Origin of the sequence: Pseudomonas morbosilactucae, assembly GCF_023241665.1 — a bacterium.
Taxonomy (GTDB): domain Bacteria; phylum Pseudomonadota; class Gammaproteobacteria; order Pseudomonadales; family Pseudomonadaceae; genus Aquipseudomonas; species Aquipseudomonas morbosilactucae.
In genome coordinates this window covers 44,377-66,133 of sequence record NZ_JALQCX010000032.1, presented here as the reverse complement: position 1 = coordinate 66,133, position 21,757 = coordinate 44,377, and the positions used below count along the sequence as shown (strand labels likewise).

General features: G+C 60.8%; 23 protein-coding genes. 8 read left to right on the top strand and 15 right to left on the bottom strand.

Annotation, left to right across the window (positions count from 1 at the left end):
* Positions 1–67 precede the first annotated feature (67 nt).
* On the bottom strand, positions 68–1,573 hold the full coding sequence (gene glpK, locus M1B35_RS17295) for a glycerol kinase GlpK (protein WP_268262606.1): 1,506 nt from the start codon (positions 1,571–1,573) through the stop codon (positions 68–70).
* Between the two features lie 75 nt (positions 1,574–1,648).
* Positions 1,649–2,500: an MIP/aquaporin family protein gene (locus M1B35_RS17290; RefSeq protein WP_123328685.1), complete on the bottom strand. Its 852-nt coding sequence runs from the start codon at positions 2,498–2,500 to the stop codon at positions 1,649–1,651.
* Between the two features lie 381 nt (positions 2,501–2,881).
* On the opposite strand from M1B35_RS17290, the gene ybaK reads away from it, so the two are divergent.
* Both ybaK and M1B35_RS17280 read left to right on the top strand, forming a co-directional pair.
* Positions 2,882–3,352: a Cys-tRNA(Pro) deacylase gene (gene ybaK, locus M1B35_RS17285; protein WP_268262605.1), complete on the top strand. Its 471-nt coding sequence runs from the start codon at positions 2,882–2,884 to the stop codon at positions 3,350–3,352.
* A 102-nt stretch (positions 3,353–3,454) separates the two neighbouring features.
* Complete coding sequence (locus M1B35_RS17280) at positions 3,455–4,237, top strand: PhzF family phenazine biosynthesis protein (RefSeq protein ID WP_268262604.1); 783 nt, start codon at positions 3,455–3,457, stop codon at positions 4,235–4,237.
* Positions 4,238–4,275: 38 nt separating this feature from the next.
* Here the strand turns inward: M1B35_RS17280 and M1B35_RS17275 are convergent, their stop codons facing one another.
* On the bottom strand, positions 4,276–5,385 hold the full coding sequence (locus M1B35_RS17275) for an ABC transporter ATP-binding protein (protein ID WP_123328682.1): 1,110 nt from the start codon (positions 5,383–5,385) through the stop codon (positions 4,276–4,278).
* Positions 5,382–6,302 carry an ornithine carbamoyltransferase gene (gene argF / locus M1B35_RS17270; protein ID WP_268262603.1) on the bottom strand — a complete coding sequence of 307 codons (921 nt, stop codon included), beginning with the start codon at positions 6,300–6,302 and terminating at the stop codon, positions 5,382–5,384. Before argF ends, M1B35_RS17275 begins: the two co-directional genes overlap by 4 nt.
* A 507-nt stretch (positions 6,303–6,809) precedes the next feature.
* Between argF and M1B35_RS17265 the strand changes: the two genes are divergently transcribed.
* Together M1B35_RS17265 and grxD are read left to right on the top strand one after the other, a co-directional pair.
* Positions 6,810–8,915: a molybdopterin oxidoreductase family protein gene (locus M1B35_RS17265; RefSeq protein WP_268262602.1), complete on the top strand. Its 2,106-nt coding sequence runs from the start codon at positions 6,810–6,812 to the stop codon at positions 8,913–8,915.
* Between the two features lie 96 nt (positions 8,916–9,011).
* On the top strand, positions 9,012–9,353 hold the full coding sequence (gene grxD / locus M1B35_RS17260; RefSeq protein ID WP_123328680.1) for a Grx4 family monothiol glutaredoxin: 342 nt from the start codon (positions 9,012–9,014) through the stop codon (positions 9,351–9,353).
* A 123-nt stretch (positions 9,354–9,476) separates the two neighbouring features.
* Here grxD and bfr read toward each other — a convergent pair whose 3' ends face one another.
* Complete coding sequence (gene bfr / locus M1B35_RS17255; protein ID WP_123328679.1) at positions 9,477–9,950, bottom strand: bacterioferritin; 474 nt, start codon at positions 9,948–9,950, stop codon at positions 9,477–9,479.
* A 212-nt stretch (positions 9,951–10,162) separates the two neighbouring features.
* Complete coding sequence (locus tag M1B35_RS17250) at positions 10,163–10,381, bottom strand: bacterioferritin-associated ferredoxin (RefSeq protein ID WP_123328678.1); 219 nt, start codon at positions 10,379–10,381, stop codon at positions 10,163–10,165.
* A gap of 326 nt (positions 10,382–10,707) precedes the next feature.
* Between M1B35_RS17250 and M1B35_RS17245 the strand changes: the two genes are divergently transcribed.
* Complete coding sequence (locus M1B35_RS17245) at positions 10,708–11,310, top strand: peroxiredoxin (RefSeq protein ID WP_123328677.1); 603 nt, start codon at positions 10,708–10,710, stop codon at positions 11,308–11,310.
* Positions 11,311–11,372: 62 nt separating this feature from the next.
* Here the strand turns inward: M1B35_RS17245 and rnt are convergent, their stop codons facing one another.
* Positions 11,373–12,050, bottom strand: coding sequence for a ribonuclease T (gene rnt / locus M1B35_RS17240; protein ID WP_123328676.1), 678 nt, complete (start codon positions 12,048–12,050; stop codon positions 11,373–11,375).
* Positions 12,047–13,093: a dihydroorotase gene (pyrC, locus tag M1B35_RS17235; protein WP_268262601.1), complete on the bottom strand. Its 1,047-nt coding sequence runs from the start codon at positions 13,091–13,093 to the stop codon at positions 12,047–12,049. The genes rnt and pyrC overlap by 4 nt, the downstream gene beginning before the upstream one ends.
* Before the next feature lie 158 nt (positions 13,094–13,251).
* Here pyrC and M1B35_RS17230 point away from each other — a divergent pair, with 158 nt between their 5' ends.
* The 3 genes from M1B35_RS17230 to M1B35_RS17220 all read left to right on the top strand — a co-directional run bounded on the left by M1B35_RS17230 (position 13,252) and on the right by M1B35_RS17220 (position 16,622).
* On the top strand, positions 13,252–14,160 hold the full coding sequence (locus M1B35_RS17230) for a flagellar protein MotY (protein ID WP_123328674.1): 909 nt from the start codon (positions 13,252–13,254) through the stop codon (positions 14,158–14,160).
* Positions 14,161–14,289: 129 nt separating this feature from the next.
* On the top strand, positions 14,290–15,507 hold the full coding sequence (locus M1B35_RS17225) for an argininosuccinate synthase (RefSeq protein WP_123328673.1): 1,218 nt from the start codon (positions 14,290–14,292) through the stop codon (positions 15,505–15,507).
* A 488-nt stretch (positions 15,508–15,995) separates the two neighbouring features.
* Complete coding sequence (locus tag M1B35_RS17220) at positions 15,996–16,622, top strand: response regulator transcription factor (RefSeq protein ID WP_123328672.1); 627 nt, start codon at positions 15,996–15,998, stop codon at positions 16,620–16,622.
* Between the two features lie 117 nt (positions 16,623–16,739).
* Here the strand turns inward: M1B35_RS17220 and M1B35_RS17215 are convergent, their stop codons facing one another.
* The 7 genes from M1B35_RS17215 to M1B35_RS17185 form a co-directional block, all read right to left on the bottom strand.
* Complete coding sequence (locus tag M1B35_RS17215; RefSeq protein ID WP_123328671.1) at positions 16,740–16,919, bottom strand: PA3496 family putative envelope integrity protein; 180 nt, start codon at positions 16,917–16,919, stop codon at positions 16,740–16,742.
* Positions 16,920–17,025: 106 nt separating this feature from the next.
* Positions 17,026–17,664, bottom strand: a complete 639-nt coding sequence (gene nth / locus M1B35_RS17210; protein ID WP_268262600.1) for an endonuclease III — start codon at positions 17,662–17,664, stop codon at positions 17,026–17,028.
* 25 nt (positions 17,665–17,689) lie between these two features.
* On the bottom strand, positions 17,690–18,268 hold the full coding sequence (locus M1B35_RS17205) for an Rnf-Nqr domain containing protein (RefSeq protein WP_268262599.1): 579 nt from the start codon (positions 18,266–18,268) through the stop codon (positions 17,690–17,692).
* Positions 18,261–18,866, bottom strand: a complete 606-nt coding sequence (locus tag M1B35_RS17200; RefSeq protein WP_268262598.1) for an RnfABCDGE type electron transport complex subunit G — start codon at positions 18,864–18,866, stop codon at positions 18,261–18,263. Before M1B35_RS17200 ends, M1B35_RS17205 begins: the two co-directional genes overlap by 8 nt.
* Complete coding sequence (locus M1B35_RS17195) at positions 18,863–19,861, bottom strand: RnfABCDGE type electron transport complex subunit D (protein WP_268262597.1); 999 nt, start codon at positions 19,859–19,861, stop codon at positions 18,863–18,865. Before M1B35_RS17195 ends, M1B35_RS17200 begins: the two co-directional genes overlap by 4 nt.
* Positions 19,848–21,056: an electron transport complex subunit RsxB gene (rsxB, locus tag M1B35_RS17190; protein ID WP_268262596.1), complete on the bottom strand. Its 1,209-nt coding sequence runs from the start codon at positions 21,054–21,056 to the stop codon at positions 19,848–19,850. The genes M1B35_RS17195 and rsxB overlap by 14 nt, the downstream gene beginning before the upstream one ends.
* Positions 21,053–21,634 (bottom strand): Rnf-Nqr domain containing protein, encoded by a 582-nt coding sequence (locus tag M1B35_RS17185; protein WP_268262595.1) that lies wholly within the window; start codon positions 21,632–21,634, stop codon positions 21,053–21,055. Before M1B35_RS17185 ends, rsxB begins: the two co-directional genes overlap by 4 nt.
* Positions 21,635–21,757 lie beyond the last annotated feature (123 nt).

The window sequence follows — 21,757 nt, the reverse complement described above, 5'->3', positions numbered from 1 at the left end:
GCCGTGCAAAATTTGCCCATGATGCCGCAGGAAGCTGCTCCCGACCAGTTACACGCCAGCCCTTGGCTTACTTGGCGTCGTCGTGGGGTTCCCAGTCGCGGGTGCGGCTGACGGCTTTTTTCCAGCCGGCGTAGAGGGTTTCCTTCTCGGCTTCGGCCAGTTGGGGTTCGAACTCGCGCTCAATCACCGCCTTGCCGCGCAACTCTTCCAGGCTGCCCCAGAAGCCGCAGGCCAGGCCCGCCAGGTAGGCTGCGCCAAGGGCCGTGGTTTCGCGCATTTGCGGGCGCTCGACCTGGGTCCCGAGAATGTCAGCCTGGAATTGCATGAGGAAGTTGTTGGCCACTGCGCCGCCGTCCACGCGCAGGGCTTTGAGGCGTTCGCCGGAGTCCTGTTGCATGGCGTCGAGCACGTCGCGGGTCTGGTAGGCAATGGATTCCAGGGCGGCGCGGATGATGTGGTCCACGCGCACGCCACGGGTCAGGCCGAACAGCGCGCCACGGGCGTAGGGGTCCCAGTAGGGGGCGCCGAGGCCGGTAAAGGCCGGTACCAGGTACACACCGTTGCTGTCCTTGACCTTGCCGGCAAAGTACTCGGTGTCATGGGCATCGTTGATGATCTTCAGTTCGTCGCGCAGCCACTGCACGGTCGAGCCGCCGTTGAAGACTGCGCCTTCCAGGGCATACGCCACTTCGCCGCGAGGGCCGCAGGCGATGGTGGTGAGCATGCCGTGCTTGGATTTCACCGCTTTGTCGCCGGTGTTCATCAGCAGGAAGCAGCCGGTGCCGTAGGTGTTTTTCGCCTGGCCCGGTTCCACGCACATCTGGCCGAACAGCGCCGCTTGCTGGTCGCCAGCGATACCGCCGATGGCGATGCCGCTCTTGGTGCGGCCGTAGATTTCCGAAGAGGATTTCACTTCCGGGAGCATTTCCCGTGGGATATCCAGCACCTCCAGCATCTTCGCGTCCCACTCCAGGGTGTGGATGTTGAAGAGCATGGTGCGCGAGGCGTTGGTGTAGTCGGTGACGTGGGTCTTGCCGCCGGTAAATTTCCAGATCAGCCAGCTGTCGACGGTGCCGAACAGCAGTTCGCCGTTGCGCGCGCGTTCACGGCTGCCCTCGACGTTGTCGAGGATCCACTTCAGCTTGGTGCCGGAGAAGTAGGGGTCGGTGACCAGGCCGGTGGTGTCGCGGATGTAGTCTTCCAGGCCGTCGCGCTTGAGCTGCTGGCAGATCTCGGTGCTGCGGCGGCACTGCCAGACGATGGCGTTGTAGATCGGGCGGCCGGTGTTCTTGTCCCAGACCACGGTGGTTTCGCGCTGGTTGGTGATGCCGATGGCGGCCACCTGATCGTGATGCAGGCCGGCTTGCGCCAGGGCCTCGACCATCACCGCGCTTTGGGTGGCGAAGATTTCCATCGGGTCATGTTCGACCCAACCGGCTTGTGGGTAATGCTGGGCGAATTCGCGCTGGGCGGTGCAGACCACGTTGGCGTCGCGGTCGAAAATGATCGCCCGGGAGCTGGTCGTACCCTGATCGAGGGCAATGATGTAGTTCTTGTTCTGGATGTCGGTCATGTCGATTGCCTTGGACGAAATAAGGGAGTGATGTGGGGCGCAAGGTCGAAGTGGGCAGGACCTCGCGCCGCGGTTTCAAGAAGTTCTTACTTTGCCGTCAGTGGCCGCTTCTGCATCCTTTGTAGCAGGGATGGCGCTGGGCAGATGACGGGCAATCAGCCCGCGATACGCTGCCGCACCCAAACAGGCACCGAGGATCGGAGCAAAAATCGGTACCAGGAAATATGGAATGTCACGGCCGCCGGTGAAGGCGATTTCACCCCAGCCGGTGAAGAACGTCATCAGTTTAGGACCGAAGTCCCGAGCCGGGTTCATCGCAAAGCCGGTCAGCGGGCCCATGGCACTGCCGATCACGGCAATCAGCAGGCCGATCAGTAACGGGGCCATCGGGCCACGAGGCAGGCCGTTGTTGTCGTCGGTCAGGGACATGATCACGCCCATCAGAATCGCGGTAATGACCACTTCCACCAGGAAAGCCTGGGCCGTGGACAGGGACGGGTGCGGGTAGGTGGAGAACACCGAGGCCAATTCCAGGCTGGCTTGGGAGCCTCGGATCATTTGATGGCTTTGTTCGAAATCGAAGAACAGGTTGCTGTAGAGGGTGTACACCAGGAACGCCGCGCAGAAGGCGCCGGCGATTTGCGCCAGGATGTAGAAGGGCAGTTTGCGCTTTTCAAAGTCGGCAAAAAGACACAGGGCGATGCTCACGGCAGGGTTCAAGTGCGCGCCGGACACGCCGGCAGTGAGGTAGATCGCCATGCTCACGCCGATCCCCCAGATGATGCTGATTTCCCACAGGCCGAAGCTGGCACCCGCGACTTTGAGCGCGGCAACGCAACCGGTGCCGAAGAAGATCAATAAGGCGGTGCCCAGAAACTCGGCCATGCACTGGCCCGATAGCGACGGTTGTTGTAGAGCAGTTGTCATTGAAACCTCGGTTTTTGTTGTTGTCTGGCGCTCTGGCTCAGGAGGCTGAGCTCGATATTGACCTCGGCCAGAATCCCCATCCTGGCGTCGGCGTGTTGCCGCGTGCTGCGGTGAACACCCTACGATATTCACAAACGAAAAAATATAGACAAGAAACACTGCTGTCAAAGGTCGAAAGTGAACCGTCAGTCATTTTGTAGCAATCAACCCGGTGAATGATCGCGCCCGCCGCTAAAGGGTCGATCGCAGGTGGCAGGAGGCCATGCCCCTGGCAGCCTCTAGCCCCCTGGCTAACAAGGCTCGAGTTAGAGCGTTTTGCCTTGGGATCACCTAAAATCGCGGTCCGGTATTTTTCTTCTTTATCCCTCGCTTGGAGCTGTCATGACCCCTGCACTGGATCTGCTGAAAAAAGTTCGCGCCGAACATCGCGTGCACAGTTACGAACATGACCCCAAAGCGGCGTCCTATGGTCTTGAGGCGGCGGAAAAGCTCAACCTCGATCCGGCCCAGGTGTTCAAGACCTTGCTCGCCAGCAGTGAAAAGGGCGAATTGCTGGTGGCCGTGGTGCCCGTGGTTGGCAGTCTGGACCTCAAGGCCTTGGCCCATGCTGCCGGGGTCAAGAAAGCCGAGATGGCCGATCCGGCCGCTGCGCAACGTGCTACCGGCTATTTGCTGGGGGGCATCAGCCCGCTGGGCCAGAAGAAGCGCCTGCGGACGTTTATCGACAACAGCGCCCAGCCGTTTGCCAGCATCTTTGTCAGCGCCGGGCGCCGGGGCCTGGAAGTGGAGTTGGCGGCGTCGGTACTGGCGGAGCACACCCAGGCGACCTTCGCCGACATCGGGCGCGCCTGACGTCTCGCCCTCGCTGTATGGAAAAAAATCCGCTGCTCTGTGTCTGTCCTGTTTAGGCGCTCGGCCTTCATGCTGGCCGCCGTATGTTCAAGGAGAAACCCTATGCAGCTTGAGTTTCATCAAATCGATGCGTTCAGCGATCAGCCCTTCGGTGGCAACCCGGCGATGGTCTATCGCCTGGAGGCCTGGCTCAGCGATGAGTTGATGCAAAAGATCGCCGCTGAGCACAACCTGTCGGAAACCACTTTTGTCGTGCGTGAAGCCGAGGGCTGGCGGATCCGCTGGTTCACCCCGACCACTGAAGTCGCCCTGTGCGGCCACGCTACCTTGGCCAGCGCCTATGTGCTGTTCGAGGTGTACGGCGAGTCGGCGCAGCGCATTGAGTTCAACAGCCAGTCAGGCCCCTTGAGCGTCAGTCGTGAAGACGGGCTCCTGTGGCTGGACTTCCCGCGGAGGACGCCGCGGGCGGTTGACGGGATTGAGGCAGTGACCAAGGCCTTGGGTGTGGCAGTGGTCGAGCTGCTGGCGGCCAATGAGCTGTTGGTGGTGCTGGAGTCCGAGCAGGCGGTGCTGGATTGCCGGCCAGACATGGCGGCACTGGCGGCGCTGCCGTGGCCCGGGGTCATTGTCACGGCCCAGGGGCAGCAGCACGATTTCGTTTCCCGTTACTTCGCGCCTGCCATCGGTCTCAATGAGGACCCGGTCACCGGCTCGACCCACTGCTGCCTGATCCCTTACTGGGCCCAACGGTTGGACAAACAGAGCCTGACCGCCTATCAGCGTTCTGCGCGAGGCGGGGCATTGTTTTGTCGGTTACAGGGGGAGCGGGTGAGGATCGGCGGGCATGCCACGCGGGTGGCCAGCGGCACGTTATTGCTGGGATAAGGTTGCCGCGGAGCCGGTAGGCCAGCTCCGCTTCAGCCTCAGTGGGCGCTGCTGTAGCGGCGCACCCCTGATTCGCTTTTAGGGATTTGCGCGGCCGTGCTGCCGGAAGCCTGGAACAGCACCAGGTGTTCGGCGGCGACGCGAATGCCCACATCGCTGCCGACGCCATGGTCGGCGTGGCTTGGGAAGATCGACTCCAGCTGGCTGCCGGTGGGCAGTTGCAGGCGGTACAGGGTCGAGGCGCCGAGGAAGGTCTTGCCGACAATCCGTGCCTTGAGCGCGCTGTCCGGCGCATAGACGATGTCGTCCGGGCGCAGCAGTACGTCCACCGCGCCGCCCTGGGGCCAGGTGTAGGCACGGTTGCCACGCAGCTCACCCAGTTCGGTCTGCACCGACTCCGGGCTGCTCAACTGGCCGCGAATAAAGTAACCCTGGCCGATAAAGCTGGCGACAAAGGGCGTCAGCGGTTCGTGATAGAGGTTGTAGGGCGTGTCCCACTGCTCCAGGCGGCCTTCCTTGAATACCCCGACGTGATCGCTGACAGCAAAGGCTTCTTCCTGGTCGTGAGTCACCAAAATCGCGCTGGTGCCACGGGCCTTGAGGATGTCCCGCACTTCATGGCTGAGCTTGCGTCGCAGCTCGCCATCGAGGTTGGAGAAGGGTTCGTCGAGCAGCAGCAACTGCGGCTCAGGGGCCAGGGCCCGGGCCAGGGCGACCCGTTGTTGCTGGCCGCCGGAGAGCTCGTGGGGGAAGCGCTTGCCGAGGTTCTTCAGGTTCACCAGTTCCAGCAGTTCCTCGATCACGCGGTCCTTCTGCGGATGCTTGCGGATACCGAAGGCGATGTTGTCCGCCACACTCAAGTGGGGAAACAGCGCGTAGTCCTGGAACACCATGCCGATGCGCCGTTTCTCCGGCGCCAGGGTGAAACCGGCGCTGGAGATGGTCTCGCCCGCTAGCTGGATTTCACCTTCGTGCACCGGCTCAAAGCCGGCGATGGCGCGCAGGGTGGTGGTTTTGCCGCAGCCCGAGGAGCCCAGCAAGCAACCGATGTCCCCGGCATTGAGGTGCAGGTTAAGGTTTTGTACGACCCGTTGGTCCTGATAGCCGCATGCCAGATTGCGCAGGTTCAGCAGTAATGGCTGGCTCATGCGTGGTGGTACGCCGGCTCGACCAGAAACTCGAGCAGGGCCTTTTGTGCGTGCAGGCGGTTTTCGGCCTGGTCCCAGGCCACTGAACGCGGGTCGTCCAGCAGGTCGAGGCTGATTTCCTCGCCGCGGTGGGCCGGCAGGCAGTGCATGAACAGCACGTCCTCGGCTGCCAGGTCGAGCAGGGCGCGGGTCACCTGGAACGGTGCGAACAGAGCCAGGCGCTTGGCGGTTTCTTCTTCCTGGCCCATGGAGGTCCAGACATCGGTGCTGACCAGGTGGGCGCCGGTCACGGCATTCTTTGGATCGCGGACGATGGTCACGCGATCGCCGGCCTGGGCGACGAATTCTGGGTTGGGTTCATAGCCTTCCGGGCAGGCGATGCGCAGTTGGAAGTCGAACTGGATCGCTGCTTCTATATAACTGTTGCACATGTTGTTGCCGTCGCCGATCCAGGCCACGGTCTTGCCCTGGATCGAGCCGCGATGCTCCTGGAAGGTTTGCATGTCGGCCAGCAACTGGCAGGGGTGCAGGTCATCGGACAGGCCGTTGATCACCGGTACGCGAGAGTTGGCCGCAAACTCGGTCAGGGTGCTGTGGGCGAAGGTGCGAATCATCACGGCGTCGAGCATGCGCGACATGACGATGGCGCAGTCGCTGATGGGCTCACCGCGACCCAGTTGGGTGTCCCGCGGGGAAAGGAAGATGGCCTGGCCGCCGAGCTGGATCATGCCGGCTTCGAAGGACAGCCGGGTACGGGTCGACGACTTCTCGAAAATCATGCCGAGCACGCGGTTTTTCAATGGCTCGAAGAGTACGCCGCGGTTACGCAGGTCCTTCAGCTCGATGCCTCGACGAATCACACTGACCAGCTCTTCGGGCGTGCAATCCATCAGGGAGAGAAAGTGCCTTGCGCTCATCATTAACTACCTTTTGCAACAGACCGCAGATACTCAAAGCCTTGTTTATAAGGAAAACGGGCGAGACCTGCGGCGAAAGCCGCACGGGGCGACGAAATAGGGGAAGGCGCGATATTGACATTAAATGTCGCGTCTTACCAATAGGGCTACGGCGTTTAGGGGAACTCAGAGAGGCTAGGGCGCGAGTGCGCTAGCGCTATGACAGCCGGTTTCCTGACAGCAGCCCGGCATTTGTACACTGCCCCCAAGGGCCTTGGCAATCGACCAGGGCGCGCGCAATGGGGTTGTGGTCGGTTTTTGAACGGTAGGCCAAGGCCCGGCCAGCAGGGATCGTTCGCGGCGGCAGCTTGAAACATTTTCTCACGCAACACGCCATGGGCCGCCATCGGCAAGCCTGATGCTCTGCGATTCACAGGACGAACGTCTCTGGTGTCGTGGCGGGCCCGGGATCATAGTTTTCTTCTCGCGGCCGGGCGCTGGCCGCCCTTCCTAGAATAGAGACTGGCCATGACCAAGACTCTCCACCACCGTGCCTGCCATCTGTGCGAAGCCATCTGCGGCCTGAACATCGAAACCACTGAAACTGCGGGGCAACTGCAGATCACCTCGATCAAGGGCGACCCGCAAGACAGCTTCAGTCGCGGCCACATCTGCCCCAAGGCGGTGGCCTTGCAAGACATTCAGAATGACCCGGATCGCCTGCGCCAACCCATGCTCAGGGTCGGCAGCGAGTGGCAGCCGATCGCTTGGGAAGATGCCTTCAGCCAAGTGGCCGAGCGCCTGGCGCAGATTCAGGAGCGCCATGGCAACAATGCGGTGGCCACCTACCAGGGCAACCCCAGCGTGCACAACTACGGGCTGATGACCCACAGCAATTACTTTCTGGGCCTGTTGCAGACCCGGAACCGTTTCTCTGCGACGTCGGTGGATCAACTGCCCCAGCACTTGAGCAGCTACCTGATGTACGGCCATGGCTTGTTGCTGCCGATTCCCGACATCGACCACACCGACTTCATGTTGATCCTCGGCGGCAACCCATTGGCGTCCAACGGCAGCATCATGACCGTACCGGACGTGGAGAAGCGCCTGAAAGCCATCCAGGCCCGAGGCGGTAAAGTGGTGGTGGTCGACCCGCGCCGCAGTGAAACGGCTGCGATTGCCGACCAGCATCTGTTTGTCCGGCCCGGCGGCGATGTGGCGTTGCTGTTTGGCCTTTTGCACACGATCTTCGAGAAAGGACCGACCCGCGACAGCCACCTTGAAGTCGATGGCCTGGCCGAGGTGCGTCAGGCGATTTCCACGTTCAGTCCGGAAGCCATGAGCCCCCTGTGCTCCATTCCCGCCGAGCAGATTCGCCAGTTGGCGCGGGATTTCGCCGGGGCGGACAAGGCCGTGTGCTACGGGCGCATGGGCGTGTCGACCCAGGCCTTTGGCACCTTGTGTCACTGGTTGGTGCAGTTGCTCAACCTGGTGACCGGCAACCTCGATCGAGTCGGCGGGGCCCTGTGCACCGAGCCGGCGGTGGACCTGGTGGCAGCGACTTCGGGCGGGCACTTTAACGTTTGGCAAAGCCGGGTTTCCGGGCGCCCCGAGTATGGCGGCGAGTTGCCGGTGGCGGCGTTGGCGGAGGAAATGCTCACCGAAGGGGAGGGCCAAGTGCGCGCCCTGATTACCGTGGCGGGCAATCCGGTGCTGTCCACCCCCAATGGTCGGCAGTTGGAGCAGGCCCTGGACGGTCTTGAGTTCATGGTCAGCCTCGACCTGTACATCAACGAGACCACTCGTTACGCGGACTTGATCCTGCCTTCGACGTCGGCACTGGAGAACGATCACTACGACACCACCTTCAACATGTTCGCGGTGCGCAATGTCAGCCGTTTCAATCGGGCGATCCTGGCCAAGCCCGAAGGCGCGTTGCATGACTGGGAGATTTTCGTTGGCTTGGCCAAGGCCTTTGCCGCCCGTACCGGTAAAACCCTCAAGCCCACCGTGGCGCCGGCGCAGATGATCGACATGGGCTTGCGTGCGGGGCGGTATGGCGACCGTTCAAGCCACGGGCTGTCGGTGGCGGCTTTGGAGGCCTATCCCCATGGCATTGATCTTGGGGCGCTCAGGCCGAACCTGGCGGCGCGCTTGAAAACCGCCAATCGCCGGGTGCAGGCCGCACCGCCGGAGATCATGGCGGACCTGGCGCGGTTTACCGCGCTGCAGGCGCCCCTGGCCGATGAGTTGCTGATGATCGGGCGCCGGCATGTGCGCAGTAACAATTCCTGGATGCACAACTATCATCGTCTGGTGAAGGGCAAGCCGCGTCATCAGCTGTTGATGCACCCTGATGACTTGGCCCGGCGCGGCCTGGCGGATGGGCAGCGAGTCCGGGTGAGTTCCCGGGTAGGTATGATTGAAGTCGAAGTCTTGGCCAGCCACGAGATGATGCCGGGGGTGGTCAGCCTGCCCCATGGCTGGGGGCACGCGCGGCCCGGGGTGCAGATGGGCATCGCCAGCGAGCAGCCAGGTTCCAGCGCCAATGACCTGACCGATGAATGCCAGGTGGATGAGTTGTCGGGCAATGCCGCACTCAATGGTGTGCCGGTGCGGGTGGAGGCGGCTTGAGGTGTCTGTCGGGGAGACCGAGCATGCAACTCGGCTTTCCGTTACAATGCGCCACCGTGCCGACAACAGAGTCGGAAAGTTCAGCCGAGGTGTTCCATGGATATCATCGAAACTATTAAAGAGCAGATTGCCAACAACACCATTCTGCTTTACATGAAAGGCTCGCCGAATGCCCCGCAGTGTGGCTTCTCCGCGAAAGCCGCTCAGGCCGTTATGGGCTGTGGTGAGAAGTTCGCATACGTGGACATCCTGCAGAACCCGGAAATCCGCGCCAACCTGCCTAAATACGCCAACTGGCCAACCTTCCCGCAACTGTGGGTCGGTGGTGAGCTGGTAGGCGGCAGCGACATCATGGCCGAAATGTTCGCCAACGGTGAACTGCAGACTCTGGTCAAGGCCGCTGCTGAAAAAGCAGCTGCAAACAAGACCGAAGCCTGATCGACCTAACGGGGCGAGGCCGCTCGCCCCCGTTGCGTTGCCTGGATATATCCAGGCATTAAAAAGCCCCGCTTCTCTTTAAGAGAGCGGGGCTTTTTATTGGCGTTGAGTTAACCGATGAAGTTACTCGTCGCCCATTTGCGATTGCAGATAGTTCTCAAGACCCACTTTGTCGATCAGACCAAGTTGGGTTTCCAGCCAGTCGATATGTTCCTCTTCGGACTCCAGGATATCTTCCAGCAGTTCGCGGCTACCGAAGTCGCCAACGGTTTCGCAGTGAGCGATGGCGGCTTTCAGGTCGGCGTGGCCGGTGCGCTCGATGCGCAGGTCGCACTCCAGCATTTCCTTGGTGTGCTCGCCGATGTGCAGCTTGCCCAGGTCCTGGACGTTCGGCAGGCCTTCAAGGAAGAGGATGCGCTTGATCAGCTTGTCCGCGTGTTTCATCTCGTCGATGGACTCGTGGTACTCGTGCTTGCCCAGCTTGTTCAAGCCCCAATCTTCATACATGCGTGCATGCAGGAAGTACTGATTGATCGCGACCAGTTCATTGGCAAGGATTTTGTTGAGATGCTGGATGACTGTAATGTCGCCTTTCATGATGGGGTCCTGCCCTGTAATTCGTGGAATATTGGGCAAGTCTGAGCCGCATAAAGATTACTGTCAAACCTAAGTTATTGAATAATATATGAAAATTAATCGGAATAAGAATGTTTGCAATCCGCATCTTGAAGCTAAGCGCTTGAATTAAAGGCATAAAAAAACCGGACGCTAAGTCCGGTTCTTTAAAAATTCGTTATTTAGGTGATGTTTCAGGCCGCATTAAATTCCACAGGGTAGGGAATGGTGGCTTGGCTGCTCTGCAATTCGGTCAGGGTTTCGCGTACGACCTGCTTGGCCAGGCAAGCGCATTTGCCGCATTGGCTGGCAACGCCGGTGGCTTGGCGCACTTCGCGGTAGCTGCAGCAACCTTCATAGATTGCTTCGCGGATTTGTCCGTCGGTGACACCGGTGCAGAGGCAGACATACATAAGGAGAGAACCGTCGCTGGTTGAGGCCCAAGTGCGATGGATCTTAATGTTAACGAGAATGATTGTCAAAGTGGTTTGAGAAAGCTTTGTGTCAGTTTCCTGATCGAGTGACGAACGGTTTCCCCGGCTTGGTTTTTCGCCAGCGCAAAATGCGCCGATTAAGTGCGCCAGGGCGCAAAGCGTTGAAAAACCGCTAAGGACAGCTCAAAAACGCGGTGTATGATGGTCGGTCCTTACGAAGCGAGATCAGGTCACAGGGCTGTCGCATCATTCTGGCAACCTGGGCCGTATCTCATTCTTCATTCGACCACACCAGGAGATATCCAATGAGCGTACTCGTAGGCAAACAAGCCCCTGACTTCACCGTTCCCGCTGTTCTCGGCAATGGCGAAATCGTCGACAGCTTCACCCTGTCGTCGGCCATCAAAGGCAAATACGGCCTGGTGTTCTTCTACCCGCTGGACTTCACCTTCGTCTGCCCGTCCGAGCTGATCGCTCTGGACCACCGCATGGCTGACTTCAAGGCGCGCAACGTTGAAGTGATCGCGGTGTCGATCGACTCCCACTTCACCCACAACGCCTGGCGTAACACCCCGATCAATGCCGGCGGCATCGGTCAGGTTCAATACATCATGGCTGCTGACATGAAGCACGAAATCGCCAAGGCCTACGACGTTGAGTCCGAAGGCGGCGTTGCTTTCCGTGGCGCGTTCCTGATCGACGACAAAGGTGTTGTCCGTTCGCAGATCATCAACGACCTGCCACTGGGTCGTAACATGGAAGAGCTGATCCGTCTGGTTGACGCCCTGCAATTCCACGAAGAGCACGGCGAAGTCTGCCCAGCCAACTGGAAAAAAGGCGACAAAGGCATGACCGCTTCGCCAGAAGGCGTAGCTGCTTACCTGAGCGAGAACGCCGGCAAGCTGTAAGCCGCGTCACGCACAAAAAACCGGCCTCAGGGCCGGTTTTTTTATGTCGCGATGGAACGGGATCAGTCGTTGAAGTCTTCCCAGCCGCCCATTTCTTTCCAGCGGTTGACGATGCCACAGAACAGATCAGCGGTCTTTTCAGTGTCGTAGCGCGCGGAGTGCGCTTCACGACCGTCAAAGTCGATGTCTGCTGCCTGGCACGCCTTGGCCAGCACGGTCTGGCCGTAAGCCAGGCCTGCCAGCGTTGCGGTGTCAAAGCTGGAGAATGGGTGGAACGGGTTACGCTTCATGTCCAGGCGCGCGACCGCAGCGTTGAGAAAACCCAGGTCGAAGCTGCTGTTGTGCCCCACCAGAATCGCGCGCTTGCAGCCATTGGCTTTCAACGCCTTGCGCACGCTGCGGAAAATGTCGGTCAGTGCCGTCTCTTCGCTCACGGCCATGCGTAGGGGGTGGTCCAGCTTGATGCCGGTGAACTCCAGGGCCGCTGCTTCGATGTTGGCGCCTTCGAAAGGCTCGACGCGGAAGAAATAGGTGTGTTCCGGGAACACAAAACCTTTGTCGTCCATGCCAATGATGGTCGCGGCAATTTCCAGCAGCGCATCGGTGGCCGAGTTGAAGCCGCCGGTTTCTACATCGACGACGACGGGCAGGTAGCCACGAAAACGCGCCGCCATCGGGTGGCGTGAACCGCCACCGCCGCCATGGCCGTCTTGTTCGTCATCGAAATGGTCTTCACTCACGAGTGTTCCTCCAGCAGGCGCCAGCGCAGTTTTTCTCCGGCGCGCAGCGGGATAACGGTCAACTCGCCGAACGGCAGGCTGGCAGGGGCGGTCCATTCTTCACGAACCAGGGTGATGCGATCGGTGTTGGCCGGCAGGCCATAGAAACGTGGGCCGTTGAGGCTGGCGAAAGCTTCTAGCTTGTCCAGCGCGTTGCGCTGTTCGAACGCTTCGGCATACAACTCGATCGCGGCATAAGCGGTGTAGCAACCGGCGCAACCGCAAGCGGCTTCCTTGGCGTGCTGGGCATGGGGAGCCGAGTCGGTGCCGAGGAAGAACTTCTCGCTGCCACCGGTGGCGGCATCGAGCAGGGCGTCCTGGTGGGTGTTGCGCTTGAGGATCGGCAGGCAGTAGAAATGCGGCCGAATACCGCCGACCAGCATGTGGTTGCGGTTGTACAGCAGGTGGTGAGCGGTGATGGTTGCACCAACGTTGGCCGAGGCCTCGTTGACGAACTGCACGGCTTCACGGGTGGTGATGTGTTCGAACACCACCTTGAGCGTTGGGAAGCGTTCGACGACGCGGCGCATATGTTCGTCGATAAACAGCTTCTCGCGGTCGAAGACGTCCACGTCGCCACGGGTGACTTCACCGTGGATCAACAGCGGCAAGCCGACTTCAGCCATGGCTTCCAGCGCCGGGAGGATCTTGTCGATGCTGGTAACGCCCGAGTCCGAGTTGGTGGTCGCGCCGGCCGGGTAGAGCTTGGCCGCGTACACGAAACCACTGGCCTTGGCCGCGCGGACATCTTCTGGCTGGGTGCGATCAGTGAGGTAGAGCACCATCAGTGGCTCGAAGCGGCTGCCGGCCGGCCGCGCAGCGAGGATGCGCTGGCGATAGGCGTCGGCTTCCACGGCGTTGCGCACCGGAGGTACCAGGTTAGGCATGATGATGGCGCGGCCAAAGGTGCGCGCGACATCCGCGACTGTATTGGTCAACACGGCACCATCGCGAAGATGAATATGCCAGTCGTCGGGACGCAGCAGGGTCAGGCGGTCGGACATTGGGGATTCCAGGCGGGTCAAACTCGGGGGAATGCTACCGGAAAAGACTCATCCAGGCACTCGCTATCAAGTTTTACAACGAGCAACCGATACCCCGAAGGTACGGCGTAATTTACGCCTGTCGACTTTTTCTGTTGTACACGTCAGTGGAGCCTCCCGTGCGCCAGCGTTATCTAGCCTTGCTCAGTGTGTTTGCCAGCCTGCCTGCGATGGCTCTCACTTTCCAGACTCGTCTGGAGAGCATTGAGTGGACGGTCGAAGGTGACAAATTCGAGTGCCGCCTGACTCAGCCCATCACCGACTTTGGTTCCGGCGAGTTCGTTCGTCGTGCCGGTGAGCAGGCGATTTTCCGCCTCAAGAGTTTCAACCCGATGCAGGGCGCAGGCGGGGCGACCCTGCTGGCGGCGGCGGCGCCCTGGCAGCCGGGGCGCGGCGATATCAACCTCGGTGCGGTCAAGGCCGGCAGCGACGGCGTGCTGTTCAACAGTTCGCAAGTCCAGGCCGGGCGCCTGATCAATGGCCTGATGGATGGGCGCAGCCCGGTGGTGCGACAGTTCTCCCGCGACAACGGCGTTTCTGAAGTCCGTCTGTTGCCGGTGAAGTTCAGCAAGGCCTACAGCGACTATCAAAGCTGTGTCGCCAAGCTGTTGCCGATGAACTATGAACAGGTCAAGGACGCGCAGATCGGTTTTCCCGGTGGCGGTATCGACCTGGATCCCCAGGCCAAGGCCAAGCTGCAGGTGATGCTTGAATACCTCAAGGCCGACCCGACGGTGAATCACATCGACATCGACGGCCACTCGGACAACAGTGGCAATCGCTTGACCAACCGCGACCTGTCACGGCGTCGGGCCCTGGCGGTGCAGGACTTTTTCAAGGCCAATGGCATTCCCGAGTCGCAGATTACCCTGCGCTTCCACGGCGAACGTTACCCGTTGGCGCCCAACACCAACCCGGCCAACCGGGCCAAGAACCGCCGGGTGAATATCCACCTGGATCGGGTGGCGCCGGCTGAAAAGGCCGCACCGCAAGCCACTTCCACGCCCAACGCCGCGGCGACGTCCTGATACGGCGGTAGCCGTCGCGCGCTCGACATAATCTGTCGCTTTGTCGTCATAAGCTGTCGCGCCTCTGTAAATTACCCGCGTGGATCGGTAGACTTGGCGGCTTTCCGTAGAACCCCGTGGAGTGATGGCATGGCGGACGTAAACAAGGTCGTTCTGGCGTATTCCGGCGGCCTGGACACTTCGGTGATCCTCAAGTGGCTGCAGGACACTTATAACTGTGAAGTGGTGACCTTCACCGCTGACCTGGGCCAGGGCGAAGAGGTCGAACCGGCCCGCGCCAAGGCGCAAGCCATGGGCGTTAAAGAGATCTACATCGACGATCTGCGCGAAGAGTTCGTGCGCGATTTCGTTTTCCCGATGTTCCGCGCCAACACCGTCTACGAAGGCGAGTACCTGCTGGGTACTTCCATCGCACGTCCGTTGATCGCCAAGCGCTTGATCGAAATCGCCAACGAAACCGGCGCTGACGCCATTTCCCATGGCGCCACCGGCAAGGGCAACGACCAGGTGCGTTTCGAACTGGGCGCCTACGCCCTGAAGCCCGGCGTAAAAGTGATTGCCCCTTGGCGTGAGTGGGACCTGCTGTCCCGTGAAAAACTCATGGACTATGCCGAGAAGCACAACATCCCGATCGAGCGCCACGGCAAGAAGAAGTCCCCGTACTCGATGGACGCCAACTTGCTGCACATCTCCTATGAAGGCGGCGTGCTGGAAGACACCTGGACCGAGCACGAAGAAGACATGTGGCGCTGGACCGTCTCCCCGGAGAAAGCGCCTGATGCCCCGCAGTATCTGGAACTGACCTACCGCAACGGCGACATCGTCGCGCTGGACGGCGTCGAAATGACCCCGGCCACCGTATTGGCGACCCTGAACCGTATCGGTGGCGAACACGGCATCGGTCGTCTGGACATCGTGGAAAACCGTTACGTGGGCATGAAGTCCCGTGGCTGCTACGAAACCCCGGGCGGCACCATCATGCTGCGCGCTCACCGCGCCATCGAGTCCATCACCCTGGACCGTGAAGTGGCTCACCTCAAAGACGAGTTGATGCCCAAGTACGCCAGCCTGATTTACACCGGTTACTGGTGGAGCCCTGAGCGTCTGATGCTGCAACAGATGATCGATGCCTCCCAGGCCCACGTAAACGGTGTGGTTCGCCTGAAACTGTACAAAGGCAACGTGATTGTCACCGGCCGCAAATCCGATGAATCGCTGTTCGATGCCAACATCGCCACCTTCGAAGAAGACGGCGGTGCTTACAACCAGGCCGACGCGGCTGGTTTCATCAAGCTCAACGCCCTGCGCATGCGTATTGCTGCGAACAAAGGCCGTACCTTGGTGTGATGCCGTTCGCTTGAGCCGCAGACCTGAGGGTTTTTGCCTTCAGGTGGCGGGCTGAGAGTCCAATAAAACGCTGCTTTCTCGGTTCGAGGACGCGGCGTTTTTTTTATGCCTGTATTTCCGTCCGGCGGGTTGTTTATTCCCCAGAATGATCGGCTTTTTTCCAAGAATAAGGACTGTGGGGAATATCTAACGTGTGACGGGCCATTAAATAAAGTACGGCCACTCAGGTTGTTGTTTTAGCAAGTAAGAAAAACCTGAATAAGCCGTTGTTAGATACCCGGTTTCAGTACGAAAAGTAGCCGTGTTGACGACGTCCCTCAAAGCCGTCAGGGGGCGAAGGCCCTTTGTCTTCATGGCTTGTAGGGCAATTCGTTATTGTTTGTAAGGATCTTCTTTGACGCGTGGAAGTTAATCAAAGTCCGATGCGAAGAGCCAAATGTCTGGGGTATCGTGCTGGCTTTAATAACATTCAAGACTTGGATGTAACTATGAATAGAGTACTGATCGTGGATGATCATCCTGTCATTCGCCTGGCTGTGCGTATGTTGCTGGAACGGCACGGTTTCGAGGTGGTAGCGGAAACAGACAACGGCATGGATGGATTGAAGTTGGCTCTTGAGCATATGCCCGACGTTTTGATCCTGGACATCGGCATTCCAAGGCTGGACGGGTTGGAAGTGATCACGCGCCTGATGGCCCAGGCCGCGCCGATCAAGATTCTGGTCTTGACCCTGCAAGTGCCCGGCCCTTTTTCGATGCGTTGCATGCAGGCCGGTGCCGCGGGGTATGTGTGCAAGCAGCAGGACATCACTGAATTGATCAACGCGGTGCGGGCGGTCTTGGCGGGCTACAGCTATTTCCCCAGCGAAGCGTTGCAGTCGTTTCGCGCAAACCAGGGAATCACCAGTGAAGGGGAGATGATGGACTTGCTGTCGCGTAGGGAATTGATGGTCCTCAAGCAACTTGCCGTGGGCCAGAGCAACAAGGACATTGCCGATGATCTGCGCTTGAGCAATAAAACCGTGAGCACCTACAAAAGACGCCTGCTTTCCAAGCTCAATGCTCGTTCATTGGTTGATTTGATCGAGTTTGCCCAGCGTCAAAAAGTGGTCTGACCCGCCGCCCCCCAGCGAGCCCTGGCGGACGGGAGTGTCCCGTGAAGAGGCTGCCGGTCACGCCGGCAGCACTTGTGCAGGCACAAAAAAACCTCCATCTGGGGGAGGTTTTAGGGGTTAAAGATCAAAATCATAATCGGCCAATTGCTTCTGCAGGCGACGCTCTTCCAAGAGATTGTCGATGGTCCGGCGCTTGCTCAGATTGGTCTTGGCCACCTCGACCACAGGTTCGGCCTCTTCTGTTTCAACAGCGGTGAAGTCGTCTTCTACGTCCAGTTGTTCTTTGCCAGCGCTCATAAGGTCAACTCCAGGCTAAGACTGCATTGGCGCTCCTTATAACGATAATCACCGGTCGGGTAAAAAAGATTTTTTCAATCGCCTGATCAATAAAATCAATAGTCACTCAATCGTCTGAAGTCTTTTGCTTGTATTCGCATAAGTCTTCGATCCGGCAGCTGCCACAACGTGGCTTGCGGGCCAGGCACACGTAACGGCCATGCAGGATCAACCAGTGGTGGGAGTCGAGGAGGAACTGTTTGGGCACAAACTTCATCAGCTTGTTTTCCACCTCCACGACGTTTTTTCCCGGCGCCAGCCCGGTGCGGTTGCTGACCCGGAAGATATGGGTGTCCACCGCCATGGTCAGTTGCCGGAACGCCGTGTTGAGCACCACGTTGGCCGTCTTGCGGCCCACCCCGGGCAGGGCTTCCAGCGCTTCCCGGGTTTGCGGGACTTCACTGTCATGACGTTCCACCAGCAGGCGGCAGGTTTCGATGACGTTCTTGGCCTTGCTGTTGTACAAACCGATGGTCTTGATGTATTCGGACAGCCCCTCGACCCCCAAGGCATAGATGGCGGCTGGCGTATTGGCCACGGGGAACAGCTTGGCCGTCGCCTTGTTGACCCCGACGTCAGTGGACTGCGCCGACAGAATCACTGCGATCAGCAACTCGAACGCAGAGTTGTAAGCCAGCTCGGTTTTCGGCTCCGGGTTGTCTTCGTGCAGTCGGCGGAATATTTCCAGACGTTTTGCGGCGTTCATGGGTGAGGCAGTTCCTTGCAGGCGTTCAATGGGGATTGCGCAGTTGAGTCCAGGCGTTTTTCGCCGCCAGGAGCAGGCCCAGGAGGATAAAACCACCGGGGGCGAGGAGGAGTAAGTGCGGACCGCCCTGGCTCCAGCGCCAGCCTGGCCAGTCCGTGTCGTTGATGCCGGCCAGCCATTGCAGGTGCTGGCCCAGCACGCCGCCACCGAGCGCTTCGCGCAGGGCGCCGAGGCCAATGAGCAGACAGCAGAACTGCGCGGCCCGGCGCAGCATGCCGGGTGTCTGGAAAAAGTGCGTCTGTTCCAGCACCACGCATTGCAGGGCGAGCAGCCCGAGATAAAGGGCCAAGTGTTGATGCAGTTCAAAGGCCCAGGCTTGCAGGCCCATCAGCACGCAACTAACGAGGCTGGCGCTGAGCAGCACACTGGCCAGCAGGCGCTGGGTGGGGTTGAGCCTGGCCCGCAAAGGGACCATGCACAGGCCGAAAAGGCTCATCACCCAGGCGAAAGCCAGCGCCAGGCCGAGGGCGTTGACCAGGGAATCGCTGGCGCCGACCAACGGCGTCAACATCAGGGTGCCCAAAAGTGGCGAGGCTTTATTCATGGTCGGGGCCTCCCAGCAGTTGGGGGCGATGCCCGTCGAAATAGCCCAAGGCGTCATGCAGGGCATTGATCACCGCCCGGGAGGTGATGGTTGCCCCGGCGATCTGGTCGAACTGGCCACTGTCTTTTTTCAGGGCCCAGCCGTTGTCCCCCGGTTCCGCACGGGAGCGGCCGACAAAACCTTGCAGCCAGGGATTGGGCTGTTCAGTGAGGCGACCGCCGAGGCCGGGGGTTTCGCTTTGCTTGAGGGCTTTGCTGCCCAACAGCCGGCCCTGGGCATCAATGGCGATCAGCAGTTCGATGGGGCCGCCGTAGCCCGTCACCCGGCTGAGCAGCAGCACTGCGCTGGGCTGGCCATTGCGCGTCACCCGGTAACCGCCGATCAGGTTGCTGTGTTTCAGCGTCTGCGCCGTGAAGGGCAGGGGGTGGTCCAGCGGCTGATTGTCGTAACTGCCGGCCGGCAGCACGTCCAGCAGGTGCCGAGCCTCCAGCGCCCGTTGTTCGGCGGCGATCCGCGGCGCTGTGGCCTGGTGCACAAGAAATCCCACCGTGAGGCCGACCACCGCCACCAGCAGCACCGTCACCGGCTGGCGATTCATCCTCGATCCGCCCTTGAAGTGGCAGCCACCCAGCGTTCCAGGGCCGGCACGCCGAGGTTCATCAGCAGCACGGCGAAGGCCAGGCCATCGGGGTAGCCGCCCCAGGTGCGGATCAGGTAGGTCAACAGGCCGACCCCGACGCCGAACAGCAGGCAAGCCTTGGCGCTTTTGGGCCCCGAGACCGGTTCGGTGACGATAAAAAACGCACCCAGCATGCTGGCGCCCGTGAGCAGGTGGAACAGCGGGGAACCGTGGGAGTCGGAGCCAGAGCCGTTCCAGCACAGCAGGCTGATCACGAACAGGCTGGCGAGCATGCCCACCGGCGCGTGCCAACTGAACACCTTCTGTTGCAACAGCCAGAGGCCGCCGGCGAGGAACGCCAGGTTGACCCATTCCACACCTCTGCCGCCAACGTGACCAAAGGCTGGGTGGCCGGCAAACAGTTCGTCGACGGTCAGGCTGTGATTGATCCGCAGGCTGTCCAGGGCCGTCGCCTGGGCCCAGGCGTCAGGCGGCGCGGCACCGAAATGCCAGCCGAATACCGGCTGCAGCGCTGCGACCAGGTCCAGGCCCTGGGTGGCTGGCCAATGGGTCATTGGCTGTGGAAACGACACCAGCGCCAGGGCGTAACCGAGCATTGCCGGGTTAAAAGGGTTTTTGCCGAGGCCGCCGTACAGGTGCTTGCCGAGCAGCAACGCACTGGCCACGGCACTGACGGTCAGCCACCAGGGGCAATAGGGCGGCAGGGCCATGGCCAGCAAGGTGGCGCTGATCAAGGCACTGCCATCCCCCAGGCTCGGGCGTACTGGCCGTTGGCGCAGGCGCAACACGGCGGCCTCCAGCGCCAGGGCTGTGCCCAGGGCCAGCAGCAGGTTGATCAGCACGCCCCAGCCGTAGAGCCACAACAGCACCAGCAGGCCCGGCACCGTCGCCAGCAGCACACGCTGCATGGCCTGGCGCAGGCGCAGGTCTGTGGGGGCTTCAGGGCGCAGCATGGGCTTGCACCTGGCGCTCGGCGGCGGCCAGCCGTTCCCGGGCCTTGGCCAGATCGGCGGGGTCTGTGTCTGGCCGGCGCTCCAGTTTGCTGACCTCGGCCCGGGCATAGGCCAGCTCGGTTTTCAGCTGCCGCAACGGTGCATCGATGGGGCGTTTCTCGATCCGTACCAAGTCCGGTGCCGGTTGCCCGCTGGCCTCTTCGGCGGCATGCAGAGCCTGTTCGGCGGCTGCCAGGGCGGCGGCCAAGGTGGCCAACTCTGCGCTGGACGCATCACCACCCTGGGCCTTTTTCAGTTCTGCGCGGCGCATGGCCAATTGGATCTTGGCTCGCTTGATCTCGGCATCCTTGGGTACGGCAGGGGCTGCTGGCGGTTCGGCGTTGCGCTCAAGTTCGGCCAGGGCTTGTTCGGCGGCCTCGAACTGACGTTGAAGCACAATCAGTTGTGACTGCTGCTCAAAGGTCGGCGGATGACCGAAGGCTTTGAGGGATTTATTCAACTGTGCCCGGCTCATCGCCAGGTCAATCTTGGCTTTTTTCAGCGCCGCGTCGGCCGCAGCGGCCTTTTGCGCACGTACCCGCTCAATGGCGTCCTGCACCGGATTGCCGGCGGCTGCATTGGGCTGGGCCGAGCGCTGGCTGCGCGCCAGGCGTTCGGCGTGCCTTTGCTGTTCTTCACGATGCAGTCGGGCGTTGCGTTGTTCAAAGCGTTGGCGGGCGTGGTTGCGTTTGGCGGCGCGTGCCTGCAGTTGTTCGACGTTGATGGCCAGGCCGCCGACGATGGGCACCACGGTGTCCAAGGGCAGCGGGTGCATGTCGATGCAGTCCACCGGGCACGGCGCCACGCACAGGTCGCAACCGGTGCATTCGTCGATGATCACCGTGTGCATGAACTTCGCCGCACCGACGATGGCGTCCACCGGGCAGGCCTGGATGCATTTGGTGCAGCCGATGCATTCCGCTTCACGGATAAAGGCCACTTGCGCAGGTGCCGAGCCCCGGCTTGTGTCCAGTTCCAGCACCGGCACCTTGAGCAGCTGCGCCAGGTTGGCCAGGGTCTCGCGCCCCCCGGGCGGGCATTTGTTGATGGCCTCGCCGGCGGCAATGCCTTCCGCGTAGGGCAGGCATCCGGGGTGGCCGCATTTGCCGCACTGGGTCTGGGGCAAGAGGGCGTCAATGCGTTGAATCAGGCTCATGGGGTGGTCAGTCCGTTGAAACCGAGAAAGGCCACCGCCAGCAAGCCGGCACTGATCAGGTCGATCGGCAAGCCGCGCAAGGGCAGGGGCACATCAGGTTGGGAAACGCGCTGGCGCAGGTCGTCGAACAGGCCCAGCACCAGCCAGAAACCCAGGCCGGCGCCCAGGCTCAGGGCGATAGAGTGCCCCAGGTCCTGTTGGTTATTCATCAGTAACAGGCCAAGTATGCCGGCATTGCCCAGCAGCAAGGGCCAGAGTCCCTCGAACGGCAACTTGGGCAGTGCCCGGGGCAGCAGCCTCAACAGCGGGCGAATCAGCAGCACACTCAAGGGCAGGAAGATAAACAATTGCAACGTCGTCAGTCCCAGTGGCACCAGCACCCCGTGGTACAGCGGGTAAGCCGCGAGGCTGCACAGCAACATCAGGGTGGTGGTGGCGATGCCCAGGGCGTGGATTTTGCTGCGCTCGGCGGCGGGTTGCTCGCTCGCCTGCAGCAGCGGATCGACGCCCAGGGGCCACTGCAACACGAAGTTGTTGATCAGGGCAGTGCTGACAAGCGTGAGAAGGAGGTCGTTCATGTCGGTGGCCGGTGAGAACGGTCGGTGGCCTATAAAGAGTAGGCATGATCCGACGAGGCACAGGGGCCAGGCGGATATGAAAATCCCCCCGTCACGCAAACGCGCCACGGGGGGATAGGGGCC

Excerpts from the sequence above, each read along its gene's own strand:
- glpK (WP_268262606.1), bottom strand. The coding sequence starts at position 1,573 with ATGACCGACATCCAGAACAAGAACTACATCATTGCCCTCGATCAGGGT.
- M1B35_RS17290 (WP_123328685.1), bottom strand. The coding sequence starts at position 2,500 with ATGACAACTGCTCTACAACAACCGTCGCTATCGGGCCAGTGCATGGCC.
- ybaK (WP_268262605.1), top strand. The coding sequence starts at position 2,882 with ATGACCCCTGCACTGGATCTGCTGAAAAAAGTTCGCGCCGAACATCGC.
- M1B35_RS17280 (WP_268262604.1), top strand. The coding sequence starts at position 3,455 with ATGCAGCTTGAGTTTCATCAAATCGATGCGTTCAGCGATCAGCCCTTC.
- M1B35_RS17275 (WP_123328682.1), bottom strand. The coding sequence starts at position 5,385 with ATGAGCCAGCCATTACTGCTGAACCTGCGCAATCTGGCATGCGGCTAT.
- argF (WP_268262603.1), bottom strand. The coding sequence starts at position 6,302 with ATGAGCGCAAGGCACTTTCTCTCCCTGATGGATTGCACGCCCGAAGAG.
- M1B35_RS17265 (WP_268262602.1), top strand. The coding sequence starts at position 6,810 with ATGACCAAGACTCTCCACCACCGTGCCTGCCATCTGTGCGAAGCCATC.
- grxD (WP_123328680.1), top strand. The coding sequence starts at position 9,012 with ATGGATATCATCGAAACTATTAAAGAGCAGATTGCCAACAACACCATT.
- bfr (WP_123328679.1), bottom strand. The coding sequence starts at position 9,950 with ATGAAAGGCGACATTACAGTCATCCAGCATCTCAACAAAATCCTTGCC.
- M1B35_RS17250 (WP_123328678.1), bottom strand. The coding sequence starts at position 10,381 with ATGTATGTCTGCCTCTGCACCGGTGTCACCGACGGACAAATCCGCGAA.
- M1B35_RS17245 (WP_123328677.1), top strand. The coding sequence starts at position 10,708 with ATGAGCGTACTCGTAGGCAAACAAGCCCCTGACTTCACCGTTCCCGCT.
- pyrC (WP_268262601.1), bottom strand. The coding sequence starts at position 13,093 with ATGTCCGACCGCCTGACCCTGCTGCGTCCCGACGACTGGCATATTCAT.
- M1B35_RS17225 (WP_123328673.1), top strand. The coding sequence starts at position 14,290 with ATGGCGGACGTAAACAAGGTCGTTCTGGCGTATTCCGGCGGCCTGGAC.
- M1B35_RS17220 (WP_123328672.1), top strand. The coding sequence starts at position 15,996 with ATGAATAGAGTACTGATCGTGGATGATCATCCTGTCATTCGCCTGGCT.
- M1B35_RS17215 (WP_123328671.1), bottom strand. The coding sequence starts at position 16,919 with ATGAGCGCTGGCAAAGAACAACTGGACGTAGAAGACGACTTCACCGCT.
- nth (WP_268262600.1), bottom strand. The coding sequence starts at position 17,664 with ATGAACGCCGCAAAACGTCTGGAAATATTCCGCCGACTGCACGAAGAC.
- M1B35_RS17205 (WP_268262599.1), bottom strand. The coding sequence starts at position 18,268 with ATGAATAAAGCCTCGCCACTTTTGGGCACCCTGATGTTGACGCCGTTG.
- M1B35_RS17200 (WP_268262598.1), bottom strand. The coding sequence starts at position 18,866 with ATGAATCGCCAGCCGGTGACGGTGCTGCTGGTGGCGGTGGTCGGCCTC.
- M1B35_RS17195 (WP_268262597.1), bottom strand. The coding sequence starts at position 19,861 with ATGCTGCGCCCTGAAGCCCCCACAGACCTGCGCCTGCGCCAGGCCATG.
- rsxB (WP_268262596.1), bottom strand. The coding sequence starts at position 21,056 with ATGAGCCTGATTCAACGCATTGACGCCCTCTTGCCCCAGACCCAGTGC.
- M1B35_RS17185 (WP_268262595.1), bottom strand. The coding sequence starts at position 21,634 with ATGAACGACCTCCTTCTCACGCTTGTCAGCACTGCCCTGATCAACAAC.